Source organism: Aidingimonas halophila (genome assembly GCF_900106955.1).
In the GTDB taxonomy this organism is placed as follows: domain Bacteria; phylum Pseudomonadota; class Gammaproteobacteria; order Pseudomonadales; family Halomonadaceae; genus Aidingimonas; species Aidingimonas halophila.
In genome coordinates, this window is the sequence record NZ_FNNI01000001.1 from 14,446 (window position 1) to 36,115 (window position 21,670).

At 61.2% G+C, this 21,670-nt stretch carries 23 protein-coding genes; 14 read left to right on the top strand and 9 right to left on the bottom strand.

The window, feature by feature from the left end:
• Positions 1–5 precede the first annotated feature (5 nt).
• The 4 genes from BLW01_RS00080 to BLW01_RS00095 all read right to left on the bottom strand — a co-directional run bounded on the left by BLW01_RS00080 (position 6) and on the right by BLW01_RS00095 (position 2,538).
• Entirely contained in the window at positions 6–476 is a 471-nt protein-coding gene (locus tag BLW01_RS00080; RefSeq protein WP_092567446.1) for a GFA family protein, read from the bottom strand.
• A 61-nt stretch (positions 477–537) separates the two neighbouring features.
• Entirely contained in the window at positions 538–1,026 is a 489-nt protein-coding gene (locus BLW01_RS00085) for a VOC family protein (RefSeq protein WP_092567447.1), read from the bottom strand.
• 23 nt (positions 1,027–1,049) lie between these two features.
• The gene (locus tag BLW01_RS00090) at positions 1,050–1,403 is read right to left on the bottom strand and encodes a DUF1428 domain-containing protein (protein WP_092567449.1); all 354 of its coding nucleotides are present in this window, start codon (positions 1,401–1,403) and stop codon (positions 1,050–1,052) included.
• A gap of 100 nt (positions 1,404–1,503) precedes the next feature.
• Positions 1,504–2,538 (bottom strand): GlxA family transcriptional regulator, encoded by a 1,035-nt coding sequence (locus BLW01_RS00095; RefSeq protein WP_092567450.1) that lies wholly within the window; start codon positions 2,536–2,538, stop codon positions 1,504–1,506.
• 108 nt (positions 2,539–2,646) lie between these two features.
• Here BLW01_RS00095 and BLW01_RS00100 point away from each other — a divergent pair, with 108 nt between their 5' ends.
• Positions 2,647–3,726: a class I SAM-dependent methyltransferase gene (locus tag BLW01_RS00100; RefSeq protein ID WP_092567451.1), complete on the top strand. Its 1,080-nt coding sequence runs from the start codon at positions 2,647–2,649 to the stop codon at positions 3,724–3,726.
• Between the two features lie 4 nt (positions 3,727–3,730).
• Here the strand turns inward: BLW01_RS00100 and BLW01_RS00105 are convergent, their stop codons facing one another.
• Entirely contained in the window at positions 3,731–5,017 is a 1,287-nt protein-coding gene (locus BLW01_RS00105) for a nucleotide disphospho-sugar-binding domain-containing protein (RefSeq protein ID WP_092567452.1), read from the bottom strand.
• On the bottom strand, positions 5,014–5,946 hold the full coding sequence (locus BLW01_RS00110) for a GntR family transcriptional regulator (protein WP_092567453.1): 933 nt from the start codon (positions 5,944–5,946) through the stop codon (positions 5,014–5,016). The genes BLW01_RS00105 and BLW01_RS00110 overlap by 4 nt, the downstream gene beginning before the upstream one ends.
• 193 nt (positions 5,947–6,139) lie before the next feature.
• Here BLW01_RS00110 and BLW01_RS00115 point away from each other — a divergent pair, with 193 nt between their 5' ends.
• From BLW01_RS00115 to BLW01_RS00165, 11 genes are all read left to right on the top strand, one after another.
• On the top strand, positions 6,140–7,189 hold the full coding sequence (locus BLW01_RS00115; RefSeq protein ID WP_092567454.1) for a polyamine ABC transporter substrate-binding protein: 1,050 nt from the start codon (positions 6,140–6,142) through the stop codon (positions 7,187–7,189).
• 100 nt (positions 7,190–7,289) lie between these two features.
• Positions 7,290–8,153, top strand: a complete 864-nt coding sequence (locus tag BLW01_RS00120) for an ABC transporter permease (RefSeq protein ID WP_217635467.1) — start codon at positions 7,290–7,292, stop codon at positions 8,151–8,153.
• Positions 8,146–8,937 carry an ABC transporter permease gene (locus BLW01_RS00125; RefSeq protein WP_092567455.1) on the top strand — a complete coding sequence of 264 codons (792 nt, stop codon included), beginning with the start codon at positions 8,146–8,148 and terminating at the stop codon, positions 8,935–8,937. The genes BLW01_RS00120 and BLW01_RS00125 overlap by 8 nt, the downstream gene beginning before the upstream one ends.
• Complete coding sequence (locus BLW01_RS00130; protein WP_092567456.1) at positions 8,934–9,998, top strand: ABC transporter ATP-binding protein; 1,065 nt, start codon at positions 8,934–8,936, stop codon at positions 9,996–9,998. Before BLW01_RS00125 ends, BLW01_RS00130 begins: the two co-directional genes overlap by 4 nt.
• 87 nt (positions 9,999–10,085) lie before the next feature.
• Positions 10,086–11,372, top strand: coding sequence for a nucleotide disphospho-sugar-binding domain-containing protein (locus BLW01_RS00135; RefSeq protein WP_092567457.1), 1,287 nt, complete (start codon positions 10,086–10,088; stop codon positions 11,370–11,372).
• 86 nt (positions 11,373–11,458) lie between these two features.
• Positions 11,459–11,803 carry a cupin domain-containing protein gene (locus BLW01_RS00140; protein ID WP_092567458.1) on the top strand — a complete coding sequence of 115 codons (345 nt, stop codon included), beginning with the start codon at positions 11,459–11,461 and terminating at the stop codon, positions 11,801–11,803.
• A complete protein-coding gene (locus BLW01_RS00145; protein ID WP_217635468.1) occupies positions 11,758–12,855 on the top strand; it encodes an aminoglycoside phosphotransferase family protein in 1,098 nt (365 codons plus the stop codon). Before BLW01_RS00140 ends, BLW01_RS00145 begins: the two co-directional genes overlap by 46 nt.
• Positions 12,848–14,353 carry an aldehyde dehydrogenase family protein gene (locus BLW01_RS00150; RefSeq protein WP_092567460.1) on the top strand — a complete coding sequence of 502 codons (1,506 nt, stop codon included), beginning with the start codon at positions 12,848–12,850 and terminating at the stop codon, positions 14,351–14,353. Before BLW01_RS00145 ends, BLW01_RS00150 begins: the two co-directional genes overlap by 8 nt.
• Before the next feature lie 27 nt (positions 14,354–14,380).
• The gene (locus BLW01_RS00155) at positions 14,381–15,871 is read left to right on the top strand and encodes an aldehyde dehydrogenase family protein (RefSeq protein WP_092567461.1); all 1,491 of its coding nucleotides are present in this window, start codon (positions 14,381–14,383) and stop codon (positions 15,869–15,871) included.
• A complete protein-coding gene (locus tag BLW01_RS00160; RefSeq protein ID WP_092567462.1) occupies positions 15,868–16,611 on the top strand; it encodes an NTP transferase domain-containing protein in 744 nt (247 codons plus the stop codon). Before BLW01_RS00155 ends, BLW01_RS00160 begins: the two co-directional genes overlap by 4 nt.
• 11 nt (positions 16,612–16,622) lie before the next feature.
• Positions 16,623–18,011, top strand: coding sequence for an NAD(P)/FAD-dependent oxidoreductase (locus BLW01_RS00165; RefSeq protein ID WP_092567463.1), 1,389 nt, complete (start codon positions 16,623–16,625; stop codon positions 18,009–18,011).
• A 19-nt stretch (positions 18,012–18,030) separates the two neighbouring features.
• Here BLW01_RS00165 and BLW01_RS00170 read toward each other — a convergent pair whose 3' ends face one another.
• Positions 18,031–18,348, bottom strand: coding sequence for an antibiotic biosynthesis monooxygenase (locus tag BLW01_RS00170; RefSeq protein ID WP_092567464.1), 318 nt, complete (start codon positions 18,346–18,348; stop codon positions 18,031–18,033).
• Complete coding sequence (locus tag BLW01_RS00175) at positions 18,345–19,268, bottom strand: helix-turn-helix domain-containing protein (RefSeq protein WP_092567465.1); 924 nt, start codon at positions 19,266–19,268, stop codon at positions 18,345–18,347. Before BLW01_RS00175 ends, BLW01_RS00170 begins: the two co-directional genes overlap by 4 nt.
• A 100-nt stretch (positions 19,269–19,368) precedes the next feature.
• Between BLW01_RS00175 and BLW01_RS00180 the strand changes: the two genes are divergently transcribed.
• Positions 19,369–19,998: a glutathione S-transferase family protein gene (locus tag BLW01_RS00180; RefSeq protein ID WP_092568055.1), complete on the top strand. Its 630-nt coding sequence runs from the start codon at positions 19,369–19,371 to the stop codon at positions 19,996–19,998.
• Positions 19,999–20,137: 139 nt separating this feature from the next.
• Here the strand turns inward: BLW01_RS00180 and BLW01_RS00185 are convergent, their stop codons facing one another.
• On the bottom strand, positions 20,138–20,740 hold the full coding sequence (locus BLW01_RS00185) for a helix-turn-helix domain-containing protein (RefSeq protein ID WP_092567467.1): 603 nt from the start codon (positions 20,738–20,740) through the stop codon (positions 20,138–20,140).
• Positions 20,741–21,040: 300 nt separating this feature from the next.
• On the opposite strand from BLW01_RS00185, the gene BLW01_RS00190 reads away from it, so the two are divergent.
• A complete protein-coding gene (locus BLW01_RS00190; RefSeq protein WP_092567468.1) occupies positions 21,041–21,661 on the top strand; it encodes a LysE family translocator in 621 nt (206 codons plus the stop codon).
• The last annotated feature ends 9 nt before the right edge of the window (positions 21,662–21,670 follow it).

A 21,670-nucleotide genomic window follows, 5' to 3' on the forward strand; every position in this document is an offset into this window, starting at 1 on the left:
GTTCCCTATTCATCCAGCCCCAGGCGGTGGTGCCATTCGGCGATGCTTTCTGCGGGGTAGCCGGCGAAGCATTTGTCGTGTTCCCGCGCGTCGACATCCACCCAGTTGGCCTTGCTGTCGAGCAGCAGGTGAACGCGCTCGGGCGGTATCGGCAGATCGGTGTCGATGGCCGAGGCGAACGGGTGGATGAGTTCCGGCCAGCGGGGATCGTAGACCCATAGCGCACTGGCGCAGTGTCGACAGAAGTGGCGTTCGCCGGGGCTCGTTTCGCCGTCGATCACGGCCCGGTAGACGTGCTTGTGCTCGCCACCTTCGACCTGGAGCGAGTCGGCGCGACCGCTCAGGTTGATGGCGTAGCCACCGCCCCCCGCCGTCTTGCGGCAGATGGAGCAGTAGCAGCGTTGATAGGGATACGGATGCGGCGATTCGACAGTGAAGCGAATGGCGCCGCAGTGGCAAGAGCCTTCGAGTCGCATGGTTTCACCTGTTGATGATCGTTGCGACTTCCAGTCTAGTGCCCTGCGGCGACATTCTTCATCACTGAGGCGTCTCGGCATCCGCGGCGCGTTCCAGTTCGGCGATATCGAGCCGGCGCATCGTCAGCATCGCTTCCATGGCTCGGCGAGCGTGTTCCGGGTCGGCATCGGTCAGCAATTCCTGGAGCCGGGTGGGCACGACCTGCCAGGAGAGCCCCCAGCGGTCCTTGAGCCAGCCGCACGGCCCTTCCGTGCCGCCTTCCGACAGTGCGTCCCAGTACCGGTCGACTTCGGCCTGATCCGCGCACGCGATCTGGAACGATACCGCTTCGGTGAACGGGAACTCGGGGCCGCCGTTCAGGCCGACGAAGCGTGTGCCGGACAACGTGAACTCGACGGTCAGCACCGAGCCGGCCGGACCGCTCGGGGTCTCGGCCGGCGAACGCATCACATGCTCGATGCGCGAATCAGGGAAAAGCGAGACGTAGAACCGGGCGGCGTCTTCCGCCTGCCCGTCGAACCACAGGCAGGGCGTGACTTGCTGAAACATGGGCATTCTCCCGTACCGGCGATTCATTCATCCAGAACGACGTCGAACCCGCCATAGATCAGCCGTTTGCCGTCGAAGGGCATGGGGTTCTTGTCGGGTTCCAGGCGAGGGTCTTCCATGATTCTTGGCATGGCGTCGTTTCTGACCTCGCGGGACGGCCAGACCAGCCAGGAGAAGACCACCGTTTCATCCGCCCGGCACTTCACCGCCATGGGAAAGGAGGTAACCTCGCCGTCCGGTACGTCATCGCCCCAGCACTCCACCATTTTCAGTGCGCCATAGTCCTTGAATACCGGCCAGGCATCGCGGGCATGCTTGATGTATTGCTCACGGTTGGCCGTGGGTACGGCGGCAACGAATCCATCCACGTATGTCATCATCGTGCTCCTGTGTGTCGAGTGGCCCGCGTCGTCCGTCATTGGCAGCGGGTAATCGTAGTCGTTTCGGAAGCGGCCGAATCGACAACGGAGTCACCGCTTATTGCAATTGCAACCGCATGCTGCGGAAACGTCGCCGATACTGGCTCGGAGTCAGGCCCACCCGGCGGCCGAACAGCCGACGAAAGAAGCTCGGATCGGCATAGCCGACCAGTTCGGCAATGGCATCGATGGGATCGTCGCCGCTTTCCAGATACTGCTTGGCCTCTTCGAGTCGCAGGGTGTGCACGTAATCCATCGGCGTCATGCCGGTGGCGGCCTTGAAGCGTCGCTTGAAGGAGCGTTCGGTCAGGCCGCTGAGCGCCATCATGCCGGCCACCGGCGAGTGGGTGTCGTAGTGCTGGGCCACCCACACCTGACAGCGCGTGATGCAGGCATCGGTGACCTGGCGGGCGGTAGTCAGTGCCGCATAGGGGCGCTGGCCGTCCTGGTGCCAGTCGATCAGGTTGATGCGCGCCAGGCGCATGGCCTCATCGATCCCGACCAGCCGGGCAACGAGGAACAGTGCCAGATCGACCCAGGAGGTGCCGCCGCCGGCCATGATCAGTCGCTGCCCTTCGCCGGTGACCACCAAAGTGCGTTGCGCGTGCACCCGCACACTGGGAAAGCGTCTTGCCATGGCCTCGCAGTAGGCCCAGTGGGTCGTGGCGTCCTGGCCATCGAGCAGGCCCGCCTCGGCCAGCAGCATTGCGCCGGTGCATGCCGCAGCCAGCAGCACTCCCTGGGACTGGCAGGCATGCAGCCAGGCGATTTCCGCCGCATAGCCTTCGAGGCTCGCGTCAGGCGCGATGAACAGATCGGGAATGCAGGCGACAGCTGGCGAGCGGCAATCATCCAGGGCGGCATCCGGCTCGATCCAGGCCCCGTTCGGGGCACGAAAGCCGCGGCCATCGCGGGCAACGATCAACGGCTTCAGCAACGGCTCGCCCATCCGGCCGTTGGTCAGGAACTCCCAGTCGCGACCGGCCGAGCCCAGCAGGTCGTACATGCCATAGAGCGTGGAGGCCGTGGCATCCGGTCCGGCCAGGAGCGCAATGGTGGTAGCCGTGCTGGCGGGTTCGGCAAGTTGATTCATGGCAGAAAACTCCCGATTGCGTCGCAATGCGCCTGCGTGATGCCGGTGCCGCGGGCGTACTCTTGTCCTGGCCCTATCCTTACAACGCAACAACAAGAGGCGTATGTCATGTGTGATATCGCTGTTCAAACATCGTCTCAGGACGATACCTTCGAGAACCGATTGATCCAGGCACTCAACCAGAGCGGGATGATGCTGTTGATCTCGATCGGCCACCGTACCGGCCTGCTATCCGCCCTGGCGGGAACTCCTCCCCTCACCAGCCAGGCGTTGGCGGAACGTAGCGGCCTGAATGAACGCTATGTGCGCGAATGGCTGGGCGGCATGGTCGCCGGCAATGTGGTCGAAACCGATCCGGAAACGGCCACCTACTGGTTGCCGGACGAACGCGCCGAGCTGTTGACCGATACGGGGCCGGTCAACCTGGCCGTCTATGCACAATTCATCGCCTTACTGGGAAGTGTAGAGGATGATGTGGTGCGCTGTTTCCGTGAAGGCGGCGGTGTGCCCTACTCCCGCTATCCACGCTTCCATGAGGTGATGGCCAGCGACAGCGGCCAGACCGTACTGCCGGCCCTGTTCGACCAGATCCTGCCGCTGGCCCCAGGCCTGACCGAGCGACTCGACAAGGGTATCCGGGTACTCGACTGTGCCTGCGGCCGGGGAAGAGCGCTGATGGCGATGGCCGAACGGTTTCCGGCCAGCCGTTTCGTCGGTTACGACCTCTCCGCGGAGGCCATCGACTGGGCACGCCGGCAGACTGCCGATGCCAGGCTGACCAACCTGACCTTCGAGGTCCGCGATCTCAGCGACTTCGATGTCACCGCCGAGCCCGACGCCTTCGACCTGGTCACCACCTTCGACGGCATTCACGATCAGGCCCGGCCAAGCAACCTGCTCAAGGGCATTCATCGCACGCTGACCGCGGAGGGAACCTACCTGGTGCAGGATATCCACGGCTCCAGCCACCATCACCTGGACCGTGAACATCCGCTGGGCGCGGTACTCTACGCCGTATCGGTAAGCCACTGCATGACGGTCTCGCTGGCCCAGGGCGGTGACGGCCTGGGCACCATGTGGGGCCGCGAGCGAGCCCTCGCTTACCTACAAGACGCCGGTTTCCGCGATATTCAGGTGCACCAGCTGGAGCATGACATCATGAACGACTATTACGTCTGTCGGCCGTAAGCGTTCAGTGCGATACGTCGATGGCCGCCATGACCGCTTCGGCAGCGCGCCTTGCCCCCGGTTCCGCCTGCATCTCGCGCGAGATTCGTTGGAGCCTGGCGGCCATCGGCGTATCGTTCAACAGCGCCAGGATGGCCTCGCGGAGGGTGTCAGGCGACCAGGTCGTCCGGTCGAGGCGGCGCCCCGTGCCTGTCGCCTGGGCTCGTTGCGCATTATCGTGTCCATCCCAGCAGTAGGGTATGACCAGCGAGGGTACGCCGTGGAACAGGGCCTCGCAGAAGCTGTTGTTCCCCCCGTGATGGATGAAGAGCGCGCTTTGTTCCACCACGGAAGGTTGCGGAAACCAACTGCCGAGATACACATTGTCCGGCACATGCTGATACGCCTCGAGGAACCCGCCGACGTTGACCATGAAGCGTGCCGGCAACGTTGCAAAGGTGTCGATCATCTTGCCGATCAGGTCGGTGTCGATCGCTCCCAGACTACCGAAACTCATGTAGATCAGCGGCCCGTCGTCGGCCGGCAGTTGTGGCGGATCGAACCGTGACTCCTCCCTGACACAACCTTCCAGAAAGACGAAACGCTCTCGCGGCAGAGGGCGCGCTCGTGAATAACGCACGGCACTTGGGGCCAGCAGCAAGTTCAGTCGGTCCGAATTCTCCAGGAAGGTGCCGGCAGGCAGCGGACGCAACCCTCGGGATTTACGAAACGCGTTATAGCGCTGATGCGCCGATGCCGTCGCGTTCAAATAGGTTTGTTCGAAACGCGTCACCGCCGCGTCATCTTCCGGCGCCAACCCGGATAGATAAGGAGGTACATTGGGGTCCGGGATCTCGGTCTCGGCACATGACACGATGCGTATCCAGGGATAGCCGGAACGGACGATGGCCGGAAACATGATGACATTGTCGAGCAGTATGGCATCCGGACGAATCTGGTCCAGCAGGCTTTCGACCCCGGCTTCGGCATCAATCGCCGTATCCACGATCGCTTCCCAGGTGGGCGCGACATAGGTCGGTAACTGCGCTTCCGCGCTGAGATTGAAATGCGGCAGATGCGTATTGATGAACGCCTGCCAGTAGTCTTCGTTCTTCTGCGCCTGAGGCTGGGATGGCGCGGGCAGGTGGTATTCCTTGAACCCATATTCGGCAAACACCCCGGTAAATCCCGGGTGACACAGAAATACCGGTATGGCGCCCATGTCGCGCAACTTCTGGGCGATACCGACACAATTCAACGCAGCACCAAAACTGGCCTCGGGAAACAGCGCGATCACTCGTGGTTGACTCATTGACGCGCTCCTCGCATCAGTGGCGGTATGCCGCGGTTGGCCGCTTCCGGGCGCCGGATTCGAGAGCGGCGAAGATGAAGCACCATTTGGTCTGCTGCAAGCTCGAATTGGTGTCGCTCGAGGCTGTCGAGAATTTCAAGGTGTTCATCCAGCGATTGCCGCAACCGGAAGTCGGGAATCGAAATATCCTTCTGGGTCGCACGACGCAACCGATGGTGAGCCAGGAGCGCACCGCGTGCGAAACGATTGCCCGAACACTCGGCAATGAAGCTGTGAAATTCGGTATCGAGCCGCAGGAAGCCGGTGCTGGTAATGTGCCCCTCCTGCGTGTCGAGGAGCTCCTGCATCCGCATCTTGAGTAGCCCCGCTTTCTTGATGTCCATGATGAATCCCGGTGCGAGAATGGCCTGGGGCTCGATCGTGAGCCGGAAAGCCAGACTTTCATCGACGGCTTTCGGCGTGTCGAACATCGGCTGGAATGCCCAGGAGCGACCCGGTAGCTGTGTCACCACGCCATCACGAGACAGTATTTTTAACGCATTTAGTACTGAATTGCGTGTCACATTATATCGGCGTACCAAGGCGCTGATGGATTGAATATCACCGATACGACGATCGGCTCGGTCAGACAGGATTCTCTGAGCCAGCGAATCCTCCATATCCTCGAGCCGATGCGCCTCCTCCGTGAGCCCGTCGGCCTGGCCTATCTCGAGAAAATACCCTTCTTCCTCTTTCCAGGTGAGAATTTCCTTTTCTTCCAATATCTTGAAGGCGGCGCGAATGGGTGTCCGAGACACGCCGCAAGCCTCGGAGAAGGCTTGCTCGGGCAGATGATCTCCCGGACTCATGCCCCGCTCCAGCACAACACCGATCACCTGCTGCGCCAGGGCGATATGATTCTGCCGACTGTTCCGGCGACTGTCCGCCATGCAAGCACTCCCCTGAAAAGGCTGAAGATTGAACGACAGCCGCTAGTAAAAAAGAACAGCGAATACACATTGACGTATCTTTGTTTTGATTAATACTAGCATACAGAGTGGACAACGCGTATTGACCACCGACTCACCTCCGGTACAGAGAATCCGCCGGAGCGCGACACAAGAACAACACTGAGGACTCGACATGCAGCATTTTCGATCCAGCATCGGGCTACTACTGGGTACCTGCCTGGCTTTCGGTAGCGGCATGGCCGCCGCCGATGACCTCGTCATCTCCAACTGGGATGGCTATATGGCACCTGAGGCCCTCGACAGTTTCACGGAAGCCACCGGCAACGACGCCGAACTCGTCCTCCACGGCACCAATGAAGAGATCATGGGCAAGCTCATCGCCTCCAATGGCAGAGGCTATGATGTCGTCTTCGTGTCGTCACCTTTCGCGGAAGTCCTGCAAAACATGGGGTTGGCGGAACAGCTGGATCACGAACGGCTTCCGAATCTCGCCAACCTGTACCCTGAAGCCACCGAGCTGGCACATGATCCCGGAAACCAATACTCGGTTCCCTACACCTGGGGAACGACCGGATTGTGCTATCGCTCCGATCTGGTCGACGGGCAGCCCGACTCCTGGCAAGACCTGCTGAACCCCAGTGACGAACTGCAGGGTAAAACCACGATGCTGGCTACCGATCGCTGGCTGCTGGGGGCGGGTTTTCTCGCCAAGGGGTACTCCGTCAACGAAACCGATCCCGATAAACTCGCCGACGTTCGCAATCTCCTGATAGAGGCGAAGGAAAGTCTGCTGGCCTACGACGACACGACGTTTTACGCCAAGCTGGTGTCCGGTGAAGCCGAGCTGGTCCATGCCTGGGATGGCTGGTGCAACTATGGCATTGCCGAGAACGCTGACATCGAATACGTGATCCCCCGGGAAGGCTCCGACCTGTGGGTGGATACGATGGTGATTCTCAAGGGATCGGAGAACAAGGAAGCCGCCTACGAGTTCGTCAATTACGTGCTCGACGCCGACAATCACCGCTGGGCCAGCGAGAACATCCTCTACAAGGTTCCCAACCAGGCGGCGATGGAGGCACTCGATCCTGCACTGATCGAGCAATTCCCCAACCTGGGCATGACACCGGACGAGATGATGGCGTTCGAGCAGCTACGCAACGTCGGTGATGCTCAGCGTGCCTACTCGCGCGTGGTCTCCGAGATCAAAGCGGCCAACTGATTCTCTGCAAGCCCGGGGCGCCATGCTCCGGGCGTCATGACGGCCGTCAGCAATACGCCATGAGCTCCTGCACGCCCGGGAGGATAGCAATCGAGTGCCCATGACTGATCGCAAGCCCGTTTACCTGATGACACCCGCGCTGGCCTGGCTGACAGCGTTCATGGTGGTCCCCTGCCTGCTGATCCTGGCGCTGGCCTTCTTTCGGCGAGGCATCTATGGGGGCATCGTGTATGAATTCACCCTGAGCAATATCGCGCTGGTCTTCGACCCCCTCTATGCCCGAATCTTCCTCAAGTCGGCCGGCATCGCCGGACTCGCTGCAACCATCGCCGTCGTCATCGGCTATGCCGCCGCCTACGCCATCGCCTCCATGCCCAGAAAGCGCCAGCCGATTCTGCTCTTCTTTGCGGTATTGCCCTTCTGGTCGAACTATCTCGTGCGTACCTATGCCTGGATCGTGCTGCTCAATCGTGAGGGACTGATTGTCTCACTGGCCAGAGCCGTCGGGTTCGACGGCGACCTGCCACAGATGCTGTATACGGAAACCGCCGTGGTCATCGGCCTGGTCTACAATTATCTGCCCTTCGTCATCCTTGCCTGCTACGCACCGCTCTCCCGGCTCAATCCGGAAATCCATGAAGCATCGCGCGATCTTGGCGCCTCCGAATGGACGACCTTCCGTCGGGTCACGCTCCCCATGACCGTACCCGGCATCGCCACCGGTTTCGTCTTCGTGTTCGTGCTCTCGATCGGCAACTTCGTCACGCCGGCCCTTTTGGGTGGCGGTCAATTCCAGATGATCGGCAACCTGATCTATGACCAGTTCCTGACCGCCAACGACTGGCCCTTCGGTGCTGCGCTGTCGATGTTCCTGATCGCCATCATGATGGGGTTGTTGACGCTGCAAACCTTTGCCAGTGAAAAGGCCTCGGGTCAGCAACGAGCGGAGGTGTCCGATGACTAACCGCAGCAGTTTACGGTTCATGTTGCTGATCCTCTCGGCGACGTTCGCCTTTCTCTACATTCCCATATCGGTGCTGTTTGCCCTGTCTTTCAATGCAAGCGGCCTGCCCACTGCCTGGACCGGGTTTTCGACGCACTGGTATGGCGAGTTGATTGCCAACAGCGACATTATCGGTGCGGCATTGAATACGTTGATCGTCGCTATCGTTTCGACCCTGGCCGCCACGCTACTGGGTACCCTCCTGGCGATTGGCGTGGAAATACGCCGACGCAAGGGGCGTGTTCTCGAGACAGTGATCTTTGCCCCGATGATCATTCCCGACATCGTGCTTGCCATTGCCTTGCTCAGTTTCTTTTCCATGCTCGATTTCCGCATGGGTCTGCATACGATCATCATCAGCCACACCGTCTTCAATCTCGCCTTTGTCTGTGCAGTGGTGCGAGCCAGGCTGAAGAGTTTCGACTGGTCGATCGTCGAAGCCTCTACCGATCTTGGTGCGACGCCCCCCATCACCTTGCGCCGCGTCATCCTCCCCGTGCTGACACCCGCGGTGGTCGCCGGCGCGCTGCTTGCTTTCACCCTGTCCATCGACGAGTTCATCATCGCCTATTTCACGGCGGGCTCCGGGCGCGACTCCATCACGCTGCCCATGCAGATCTTCTCGATGATCCGTTTTGGCGTGACGCCAGAAATCAACGCGCTGGCAGTGCTGGTGATGACACTTTCCGTCGTCGCCCTGGCCATATCGCAGCGCCTTAACCGTGGAAGGCTTCCGGGACAATGACTAGCACTCTCCTGTCGCTTGCGAACATAGAGAAACGCTTTGGCGAGCTGCGCGCCGTCAATGGGGTCTCCCTCGATATCCGCGAGAACGAGTTTTTCGCCCTGCTCGGCGCGTCCGGCAGCGGCAAGACGACCCTGCTGCGCATGCTCGCCGGTTTCGACATGCCGTCGTCGGGCCACATTCTGCTCGACGGGCACGATATCTCTCAGGTGCCGCCCAATCACCGCCCGGTCAACCTGATGTTCCAATCCTATGCGCTGTTCCCGCATATGACCGTGGCGCAGAACATCGCCTATGGCCTGGAGATGGAGAAGCTGCCCCGCACCGAGATCAACGAGCGCGTCGACGAGATGCTCAGCACCATCCAACTGACCCACCTCGCCGAGCGTAAACCCGAGCAACTGTCCGGCGGACAGCGGCAGCGCGTTGCGTTGGGCCGGGCGCTCGTCAAACGGCCTCGCCTGCTGTTACTGGATGAGCCGCTCGGGGCGCTGGACAAGAAGTTGCGTGGGGAAATGCAACTGGAGCTCAAGCATATCCAGAACACGTTCGGCATTACCTTTATCGTCGTCACGCATGACCAGGAAGAGGCGCTGGTGATGGCCGACCGCATCGCGATCCTGAAAGACGGGGAACTACTGCAATGCGGTTCTCCACATGAGATCTACGAGTATCCCGTCAATCGCTTTGCCGCCGATTTCATCGGGGTCATGAACTTCCTGCCCGCGCGGGTCGACTCAGGCGCCCTTCGCGCCGTCAATGGCAGCCGGATAGCCGCCCCGCTGCCGGCCGACCTCAAGCCCGGTGATAACGCCCTGGCGGCCGTGCGTCCCGAGCGCCTGCGCCTGGGGGTGGCGGATGCCGACAATTGCCTGAATGGGCGAATCAGCGCCATGGCCTATCACGGTCTCGACCTGCATCTGCATCTCGAGACCCCCGTTTCGCCGCACCCAGTAATGGTGCGACTGACCGCCGACGCGGCTGAGGGGCATCCGTTTTCCGTTGGCGAGGAGGTCTCCGTCGGCTGGTCGGCCCGCGACACCCGTGTCTTCACTGCCTAGGGAGCGGCAACGCCACCATATGCCGAGCACAACAACAACGAGCAATGCTGCATGACCTGTGCAAGCCCCAACGAAAGAGGAAACGACATGACAACGAAAACCTTCGCTTTCTTCCCCGAAGCCGCTTACGGCCCGGCACTCAATTCGGTCGGCATCGCCCAGGCCGTCGAACGGATGGGACACAAAGCCGTTTTTCTCTCCGACCCCGGCTTCATCGAAGTGTACGAGAGCTACGGCTTCGAATCGCACCCCGTCAACCTCTCGGAGCCAATGCCACCTGAGCAGATGGCCAAATTCTGGGATGACTTCATCAACGGACATATCCCGAATTTCCGTAAATCGCCCATCGACCAGCTCGACAACTATGTCAAGGAGTGCTGGGAAGCCATCGTCGACAGTGCCAAATGGGCGGAAGAGGATCTCCCCGCGATCCTCGCCCGGATCAAACCGGATGTGATTTCCGTCGACAACGTCATTCTCTTCCCGGCCATCAAACAGTACGGCGTTCCCTGGGTCCGCATCATTTCCTGTTCGGAAAACGAGATCGAGGACGAGGCGATCCCGCCGCACCTGTCCGGCATGAGCGAGCATGACACGGCTGGGCACCAGGCCTTTCGCGCCAGGTTCAACGAAGTCATCAAGCCGATTCACGATGACTTCAACACGTTTCTGGAATCGACCGGTGAAGCGCCCTACCCGCTCGGCCAGTTCTTCGAGGCGTCTCCCCATCTCAATCTGCTGCTCTACCCCGCACCGGTCACCTACAAGCGTTCCCAACCGCTCGATTCGAGGCGTTTCCAGTATCTCGAGGGCTGCGTGCGCCAGGATGAGCCTTACACGATTCCCACATTCAGGAAGAACGACGACGGCCCCCTGCTCTACGTCTCCTTCGGCTCGCTCGGCTCAGGGGACACCGATCTGCTCAAGCGCTTGATCACCTTGATCGGCAAGACTCGTTATCGCGCGCTGGTGAATGTCGGCGACTATAAGGATGAGTATTCCGACATCCCCGACAACGTGATCATCGATAGCTGGTTTCCCCAGCCGTCCGTCATACCGCAAGTCGATGCGGTGATTCATCACGGCGGCAACAACTCGTTCACGGAGTGCCTCTATTTCGGCAAGCCGGCGATCATCATGTCGTATGTCTGGGATGGCCACGATAACGCCATGCGTGTCCAGGAGACCGGACACGGTTTCCGTTCGGAGCGCTATGACTGGACCGACGAGGCAATGATCGAAAAGATCGAGGCCTGCCTCAACGACACCACCATGACGGCACGGCTCAAGGCAACCTCGGAGCACATGCAATCACAGAACGGCCAGGCAAAAGCGGCACGCCTGCTGATCGACCTGGCGGAGTCACATCAGTGACTGACCCGAGCGTCACGGCGCCCCATCGCCATGGGGCACTCACGACGCTCGAACCGACTATATGCTCAACTGAAACGGAGACTTCCATGCCGACACCCGTCATGCACGAACCACTCGCGATCACCGATACGGTGGATTGGGGCACGATTCCAACGATGATCGAGGGAGAGTCCCGCACGTCCGGAGTGCTGCTGCACAAAGGCCCGGACGGCCAATCCGAATGCGGGCTGTGGGTCTGCACTCCCGGCCAATGGGAGTGCCATGTCACGCGCGACGAATTCTGTCATTTCATCCAGGGACGTTGCACTTATGTCCACGAGAGCGGTGAAGTGATCGAGGTCACGCCGGATACCGTCGCGTTTTTTCCTCAGGACTGGAAAGGGACATGCACGATTCACGAGACGGTCAAAAAGGTCTACATGATCCGATGAATGCGACGAGTCATGGCATCCCCACGCTGACGCCGACCGCTGCCGGGTTTCTGGCGCGGCACGGTCATGCGGGCGCACGCCTCGAGCCCCTGACCGGGGATGCCTCATCGCGGCGCTATTTTCGCTTGCCGGAGGCAGAGCTCTTGCTGATGGAGGATCGCGATGACCCCATCGGTTTCGCGGCTTATCTGAGACTGTCGCATCATCTCAACACGCTGGGGCTAGCCGCTCCGGTCGTCCACGGCGCCGATCCCGACCATGGCCTCGCGCTGGTGGAGGACTTCGGCCATCGCACGTACGCGACCTGCCTGAACACGGGCGAAGATGAAAGCACGCTGTACGCCCTCGCCGTCGATGCACTCTTGCACCTGCACCATCATACCGGCGCGGCACGGGTATCTCAGCCCGTCTATGACATGACGACACTGCTCGACGAGCTCGGCATCTTTTCTGATTGGTATGCCCCTGCGATCGCCCCGGACATGGATCACCCGGCATTCGCCCGGCAGTTCCACACGCTATGGGAGCAAGCGCTGGCGCCGGTAGCAGGCCAGGTCGACACGCTCGTGTTGCGCGATTTTCACGTCGACAACCTGATGCTGTTGTCGCAGCGCAAGGGGGTGGCCCGCTGTGGGCTACTGGATTTCCAGGATGCCGTTCTGGGCCCCTGCGAATACGATCTGGTCTCCTTGCTCCAGGATGCCCGGCGGGATCTGGCTCCCGGGCTGGAGGAACGCATGCTGGCGCGCTACATCAACGGCGCTCCCGAACGGTTGGGCGATGCGGCGGCGATACGTCACCGCTATGCGCTGCTGGGGGCACAGCGTCACGCCCGCATTGCCGGTGTCTTCCTGCGCCTGAATCGCCTCCATGGCAAGTCGCGCTATCTCACTTACCTGCCTCGCGTTCTCGGGCAGTTGGAAAGCAGCCTGGCGGGGGCCGGCCTCACCGATATCACGGATTTTCTGAACACCCACTTGCCCGGCTGGCAGGCCAAAGGCACCGCCCTGGGCGACGGATCTCACGACACTCAAGGAGCGCCCCATGACTGACACGGCAACCCCTCGGTACTACCTCGTGCCGAACTACCAACTCAGCGAGAGTCCGACTCGGCCGGTGATCGATCCTGCCACCCTCGAAGAGGTCGGGGTGCGAGTCGAAATGAACGCCGCAGAAATCGACAGAGTCCTCACGCGCGTCAACACCGCTCAGGCAGCCTGGAAACGTCTGGATGCCAAGACCCGTGCCCAGCACCTGCACCGACTCGCCAACCGGATCGAAGCCACCGATGTCAGCCGGTGCGCCGTTCTGATGAGCCGCGAAATGGGCAAGCCCTACCCTGAGGCCATCGGCGAGGTCGCCAACTGCGCCCCGATCTTTCGCTACTATGCGGAAATGGCGCGTGACGAGGCGGGCAAGGTCGCAGGCACGACGCAGACCGGCTCGCTCCAGTATGCCCGCTACGAGCCCTATGGCGTCTCCGCCCATATCATGCCCTTCAATTTCCCCATCCTGTTGATGTGCTGGACGGTCGCTGCCTCGCTGGCTGCCGGCAACGGTTGCGTCATCAAGCCCGCCGCCGCCACCACGCTCTCGACGCTGGAATTCATGCAGGTATTCGATGAATTGCCCGAGGGGCTCGTGGCCTGCGTGCCCGGCGATGCCGAGACGGGCCAGGCCCTGGTCGAGAGCGAACGGACGCACGCCATCGCCTTTACCGGTTCGGTCGCCGCCGCACAGAACGTCGCTGCCGGCGCCGCCCGACGCATGAAGCCGGCGGTGATCGAGGCGGGCGGCTCCGACCCGATGATCATCACCGCCCACGCCCCCTTGGAGGTCGCCGCCGCCGGAGCGGTCACCGGTGCCTTTCATATGTCGGGACAGGTCTGCACGTCCACCGAGCGTCTCTACGTCGTCGACAGTATCCATGACGATTTCATCGATGCCTTCGTCGCCGAGACACAGCGTCTACGCATCGGCAACGGGCTGGAGAAGTCCGAGATCGGCCCGCTGGCCAACCAGGCCGCACGGGAGAAAGTCCAGCGCCTCGTGAACGACGCCATCGCCAAAGGTGCCAAGGTCGCTTGTGGCGGCCGCGTCCCTCCCGGGCTCGACACGGGGTGGTTCTATGAACCGACCATTCTTACCGACTGCACGCCGGCAATGGATATCCTCAATGAAGAGCTCTTCGGCCCGGTCGTGGCCGTCGTGCGCGTGGCCGATTTCGATGCCGCCATGCAGGCCGCCAATGACAGCCGCTTCGGCCTGGGTGCCTCCATCTTCACCACCGACCTGGCGGAGGCACACGAGGCATCGGAACGGCTCGAGGCCGGCATGGTCTGGATCAACAATCCGATGATCGACAATGACGCCCTGCCCTTCGGTGGCTGGAAAGCGTCCGGCCTGGGCCGGGAACTCGGCCGTCAGGGCCTGGATGCCTTCCGTCGCACCAAGATGGTCGTGCTCGATCACCAGCCGGTCCGACACGACTGGTGGTACCCCTACCCCGATGACTGGTTCTACCACGAAGGCGGACGCAAGCACGTCTGAACCGATCCTGACAGGAGACCATGCGCGATGACGACACCACTCTACATCGATGGGGCCTTTGTGGCGCCCGTGTCCGGCGGGAGTTTCCCGGCGGTGGATCCGGCGACCGAGACAGCCTTCGCCACCGTCGCCGCCGGTGACGCCGTGGATGCAGATCTCGCGGTACGTGCCGCTCGCCGTGCCTTTGATGACGGCCGTTGGTCCGAGTTGCCGGTCGCCGAGCGAACGGCAGCACTACGACGCATCGCGACAGGCATTCGCGCGCGCCTGGAAGACATCGCGGCGCTCGAAACCCGCGACAACGGCAAGCCGCTGCCCGAAGCGGTATGGGATATCGAGGATGCGGCCTTCTGCTTCGATTATTACGCCGACCTGGCAGACGCAGCCGAGGAGCGAGGTGACACGGCGGTCGATGTGGGGGACGCGCGTTTCGACAGCCGTATCCGCCGCGAACCCGTGGGGGTCGTGACCGCGATCACACCCTGGAACTTCCCGTTGCTGATGGCGGTCTGGAAAGTGGCGCCGGCACTGGCGGCAGGCTGCACGGTGGTCCTAAAACCCTCTGAGCTGTGCTCCATGTCCTGCGTGGAGCTGGCGAAGATCATCGATGCCGCCGGCCTTCCCGCCGGTGTGTTCAATCTGATCACCGGCACCGGACCTGAAGCGGGGGCGCCCCTGACCGAACACGTGCTGGTGGACAAGGTCGCTTTTACCGGATCGGTTCCCACTGGCCGCAAGGTGATGCAGGCCGCCTCGGCGGGAATCCGCACCGTGTCGCTGGAACTGGGAGGCAAGTCCCCCTTTGTCGTCTTTGCCGATTGCGACATCAACAAGGCTGTCGAGTGGATCCTTTTCGGCATCTTCTGGAACAAGGGGGAGGTCTGCTCGGCCACGTCGCGAGTGCTGATCGAACGTCGGCTCTACCCGCGCCTGCTGGAGCGACTGAAGGAAGCGGCCGAGAACATCGTCATCGGCCCCGGGACGAAAACCGGAGTCAAACTCGGTCCGATCGTGTCCCAAAGCCAATACGACAAGGTCATGGGCTTTCTCGAGCGTGCTCGCGACAGCGGTGCACGGCGACTGACCGGTGGCGGCCGGCCTGCCGGCATGCAGACAGGCTATTACATCGACCCCACCATCTATACGGACGTGCCATTGGATGCCGAGATCTGGCGTGAAGAAGTCTTCGGTCCAGTGGTCTGCATCAATCCATTCGATACGGAAACCGAGGCCATCGCTATGGCCAACGACGGCCCCTATGGCCTGGCAGGCGCCGTCATGTCCGATGATCTCGAGCGCTGCGACCGGGTCGCGGCCAGGTTGCGTGCCGGCATCATCTGGGTCAACTGTTCACAACCCACTTTCGTTCAGGCGCCCTGGGGCGGCTACAAGAGCTCCGGCATCGGCCGTGAGCTGGGCGAAGCCGGCTTCGAAGCCTATCGCGAACTCAAACAGATCACGCGATTCGACCACCATGAGACCTGGGGGTGGTATCTCGACTCAGAGGAGGCGCAATGAGCCATCTATCGCCAACGGTCGCAGCCGTGGTTCTGGCAGCGGGCCAAGGCTCGCGGATGGGGTCGGACGTGCACAAGGTACTTCACCCTCTGGCCGGCAAGCCTCTACTGGCCCACGTTCTCGATAACCTGGAGGCACTCGGCGCGGAACGCCACATCGTCGTGGTGGGCGCCGGACGCGAGCAGATCACCAGCGCTTTCCCCGACCTTGCGATCGCCATACAGGAAGAACAGCTCGGCACGGCCCATGCGGTGCAGATGGCCGCCCCGGCATTGCAGGATTTCGCCGGGGTCGTGCTGGTGCTGTATGGCGACGTCCCGTTGGTTTCCGCCACCACAATGGCACGGCTGTGCATGGCGGTGGCCAGCGACACGCCGCTCGCCGTGCTGGGCTTTCGTCCCGAGGACACACGTGCCTACGGTCGTCTCGTCACGAACACCGATGGCGAGCTGGAACGGATCGTGGAGCATGCCGACGCGACGCCGGCCGAACGTGCCATTGGCCTATGCAACTCCGGTATTGTCGCTGCCCGCGCCGAGCGGCTTTTCCCGCTACTGGCCCAGGTGGGTTGCGACAATGCCAAGGGCGAGTACTACCTGACGGATATCGTCGGCCTTGCGCGGCAGGCGGGCCACCGCGTTGCCACCGTCGAGGCCGACGCCCTGGAAGTCATGGGGGTGAACTCAACGCAGGAGTTAGCCGAGTTGGAAGCGCTGATCCTGCAGCCTGTCCGAACATGAAGAGGCCCGACATGTCCACGAGCACCCGCTTCGATACTGCCACTCGAACGCCTTTCTGGGCGGAAACGGTACCACCACAGTCGGCCTGCCCAGCACTCGGCGCCGAGACCTCCTGTGACCTCGCGGTGATCGGCGGCGGGTTCACTGGGCTATGGTGTGCGCTCAAGGCGCGTGAACGCCACCCCGATGCACGCATCGTCGTACTGGAAGCCTCCCTGTGCGGCAACGCCGCCAGCGGTCGCAACGGGGGATTCTGTGCACCGAGCATTTCGCACGGGGTGTCCAACGCGCTGGCTCGCTGGCCCCGGGAAGCGACAACACTGGTTCGCCTGGGGCTGGACAATCTCGACGGTCTGCAGGAAGACCTTGAGCGTTATGGCATCGATGCGGAATTCGAACGCCAGGGGAAACTCAATGTCGCTGCCACACCGTGGCAGGCCGAAGGGCTCGAATCGATGCAACTCGCTTATGCGAGGTTCGGGATCGCGACGACCCTGCTGGAAGGCGATGCGCTGCGTGAACGCTTCGACAGCCCGAAATATGCCACGGGACTTTTCGAACCGAATTACGCGCTGGTCAATCCCGGCAAGCTGGTGGCGGGATTGCGTCAGGCATGCCTGACGCAAGGCATCGACATTCACGAGCATACGCCCGTTACCGCGCTGAACCGCACTCCCCAAGGGGTGCGTCTTACCACCCCACAAGCGGAACTTGGCGCATCACGCGTAGCCATGGCCACCAATGCCGCCGCCCCACTTTTGAAGCGCCTGAAGATGGCGGTGATCCCGATTTTCGATTACACGCTGGTCACCGAGCCCCTGAGCGACGCCCAACTCTCCGCCATCGGCTGGCGAGACCGACACGGCATCGCCGATACCGGCAATCAATTCCACTATTTCCGCAAAACCGCCGACAACCGCATCCTGTGGGGAGGTTTCGACGCCATCTACCACTACGGCAGCCGCCAGGACGAGGCGCTATTGCACCGCCCGGAAAGCTACGCCCGCCTGGAGGCCAACTTTAGCGACGCCTTCCCCAGCTTGGCGGATGTCGACTTCAGCCATGCGTGGGGCGGGATCATCGACACTTCGGCGCGCACGACCTTCTTCGCAGGCACCGCGCTCAAGGGACGGCTGGCCTACGCGATGGGATTCACCGGCCAGGGGGTGTCGGCCAGCCGATTCGCTGCACTCGCCATGCTCGACATGCTCGATGGCCGGCCAACCGAACGCACGCGCCTCGGCATGCTGCGCCGTTTTCCGGTGCCCTTTCCCCCCGAGCCGATACGTAGCGGCGCCGTGCGCCTCGCGCAACGTCATCTGGCGCTGGAGGATCGCACCGGGCATCGTTCGCTTTTCCTGAAAACGCTGGATCGGCTCGGCATCGGTTTCGATTCATGACGCGTGAACACGGTTCCGGCTATCCACGATCCTCGACGACCTCATAATGTCTGGACTGCGTATCGTGATGAGCCAAGACGCGTTGAGCCTCCTCCGGTACGTAGGCTATCCAGTAGTCCTCCCCGGCAAACCGTTTAACGGCCTCCAGGGAATCGAATTCCATCAATGTGACGAATTCTGTCTCTCGCGCCTCACTGTCCATCCTCAGCAAACGAATGCGGCGAAAGCCTTCAACATTTTTCGCTTCGATGCGCGGGAACACGGTATTTTTCAGGAGTTGTTCATAGGTATCGGCATCCTGCTGGTGAGTCCAGCCGCGCCACAGTCTCAGGATCATGACTCTCTCCGTTCCAATGCGCTCTGTCTGACGGAGTCATCGTAATCAGGACGCAAGTAGACCGTATTGTAAAAATGCGCAGGCCGATTGAAGTGGCAACCGAGTGCACTCGCCCTGCGTAATGCCTGGAGAGCGGTGGGTGTCACGCCCACGAGTCGCCGAGACGCATGGATGAAATGGGATTGATCGTAGTACGTGTCCTGATAGCTGGCGCTATCCGCTAACGCAGACTGAAAACGGACGATCGACGAGAAGCCTTTCGGCGTCAGCCCGACACCCGCGCGGAACCGTTGCTGGAATTGGCGGAGTCCCAGTCCCAGGTGCTCGGACAAATGGCCAATACGAAGCGTGCCCTTGGCGTCCACAATGTGGTGGACCGCACGTCTGGCCACCGGGTCCAGACGTGCGTTATAGGTCCGAAGCAAGGTCAGGAGGAAGCCCTCGACGAGTGCGATTCGCGCACTATCGAAGCCGGCATGTAGCAGCGCATCACTCAGACGGTCGACAAGCTCTCCATCCACCAGGGTCGCCAGATCAACGTTCAGATCCTCCAGCTCGTGCAGCGGTTGCGGGAGAAAGGCAGCGGCCGCCCAGGGCTTGAAGCGAACGATGAGCAACCCCGTCGTGCCGGTTGCCCGATATTCCTTGAATCGGGTTTTCTGGCCATTGAACGTACTGCGCGGCATCGCTCCCATGCCCAGCTCCCACATTGGATCCCCAAACTGGAACGTCATCTCGGCGACACCCGTAGGCACGACACGCGTGGGGCTGTTGTCTGCATGAGACGCGACAACCCCGGCCTGTTGAATCCAAATCCCGGCAATGTAATCAGCCAACGGAGGCTGAGGGACGACGGTGAGGTAGCTGGTATTCATCACGGTGTCTGACGTCGACATGGAAAGGAGCGGCATGCCACGCATGAACGGCCGGTCCTTACTCTACAGCATGAACGAATCATATGCGGTATCTTGGCATCTGGCCCGAATATGCATGGATCCTGACCACTCACTGGAGATACCGATGATCGATTTCTGGACCTGGAGCACGCCCAACGGCCGCAAGGTGTCGATTCTGCTGGAAGAGCTGGAACTGCCCTACCGCACCCAGGCCGTGAATATCACTCAGGGTGAGCAGCACGCCCCCTCGTTCCTGGCCGTGAGCCCCAACAACAAGATTCCGGCGATCCGCGATAACGAGACCGGAATGACGCTGATGGAGTCCGGCGCGATCATGATCTACCTCGCCGAGAAGACCGGCCGTTTCCTGCCTGAAGACAGCGTGGGGCGTCATCGCGTGTTCGAATGGCTGATGTGGCAGATGGGTGGCTTCGGACCGATGCTGGGCCAGGCACACCATTTCCTGCGCTTTAACGCCGGCAAGGCGCCCTACGCCGAGGAACGCTTTCACCAGGAAGCCCAGCGCCTCTACCGGGTACTCGATACCCGCCTCGCCGACCGGGACTTCGTTGTCGAGGATTACAGCATCGCCGACATGGCCATCTGGCCCTGGGCATCACGCTTCGAGTGGCAGCGCATCGACCTCAACGACTATCCGAACGTGAAGCGCTGGTACCAGACGATCGCCGAACGCCCAGCCGTACAGCGCGGTTATCACAGCCCGAAAAGGGTCAATGACATCCCGCTGCCCTAGGCGCTGCCTGAAGTGACATCACAGCAGCAAGGATCAGTATCAACTACGCAGACACGCCAGCCTTGACTGTCTATTCATCAAGCTATAAACGGGGAGATCTGTCTCAAGGTGTTGAAATGCGCGCCAAGTGAATCATCAACTATTGGTGAAGCTCGACAACGGTCATCGTAAATACAAGCTTGGATTCGCCATCATTGGCGTACAGATGAGGTACGTCCGTCCTTGCTACGGCTGAAGAGCCTGCAGGAACGACCAACTCGGTTTCACCGACGGCTATCCTCAACTCTCCTTGCTCTACATGAAACAGCTCATGCGTGCCATTCGGATGGCTCAGTGCCTTGAATATCTCTCCTGGCTGCATCTCCCAGCGCCACATCTCGATCATGTCGGGGCCGCTCGTACCCGCAAGCAGTCGGGCGGTGCCTCCCTTGGGGCCGTTCCATAACGTCGGGATGTCCTTTTGCTCGATCAAGTGCACTGCCGGAGGGCTGGCGACATTCACGATATCCGCTACTGATATACCGAGCGCTGCCGCCACCTTGCACAGGATGGCGATACTGGGATTGGCGAGCCCCTTCTCCATCTCGACCAGCATCCCCTTGCTGATACCCGCACGCCGGGACAGCTCGTCGAGGGAAAACTTCTGTTCCTTTCTATGCGCTTTGAGCTTGATGGCGACGGCCTGGCTGACGGACTGTGCATCGGCACCAGGGTCGGTCGATATATTGACTTTTTTGGTCATTGGTCACTAGCATGGAATGAAGTGGTCACCAGAAGATTCTCCGGTGCATCCGTCTCGCCGTCAATCGATCCGGGGATAGCCTGTATCGCGCCTACCGGTCGCTGGGCAGGGAAGATTCGACTGAGTTCCGATGCGTCCCGTACGTGATTCATTCTGGAGAGTCTGCCCGTCATGCCGCTGGAAGTGCTGCTTGAGTCCGGTGGCCGACTCGTTCAAGGACTGCACCGTATGATGCCGGAGGCAGTCATCGACACCCGGCTGTTCAGTGTAGCCCCCGGCAATACACCCTAGGAGGATGTCATGCTTCCCACGATCAGCTTTCTGCTGGCAGCCACGCTGCTGGCCGTCATTCCCGGCCCCGGTGTCGCTTATGTGGTAGCACGCACCATCGCCGGAGGCAGAGCGGAAGGCCTCACGTCGACATTAGGCTTGACTTTGGGCGGTCTGGTACATGTCCTGGCCGCGGCCCTCGGCCTGTCATTGCTGATTGCCCAGTCAGCGATGGCGTTCGCTGTCGTGAGGTACCTGGGGGCGGCTTATCTGGTTTTCCTCGGTATCAAGTTGATCTTTTCCAGGCCGGCGGCCTCAGAGTCACCTGCCGTCAAGCGCTCCGGTCCCGCAAAGGCCCTTAGAGATGGGATCATTGTCGAGACGCTGAATGTGAAGACGGCCATGTTCTTTCTGGCTTTTATTCCCCAGTTCGTATCGGCACAGCAGGCCATGGCGCCTCAATTTATCTTGCTCGGGAGCATCTGCGTCCTGTTGAACAGTACGGTGGATCTGATTGCCGTCTTCGCCGCGAGCCGAATCGTCGGGTCGGGGGTCGCCAAGGCTGCCAGAGAGCGCCTGCTGTCCCGGTTGTCAGGAGCCACCCTGATGACCTTGGGACTACTGATGGCGGTTGCAAACCGCAAGGCCTGACCGGGATGC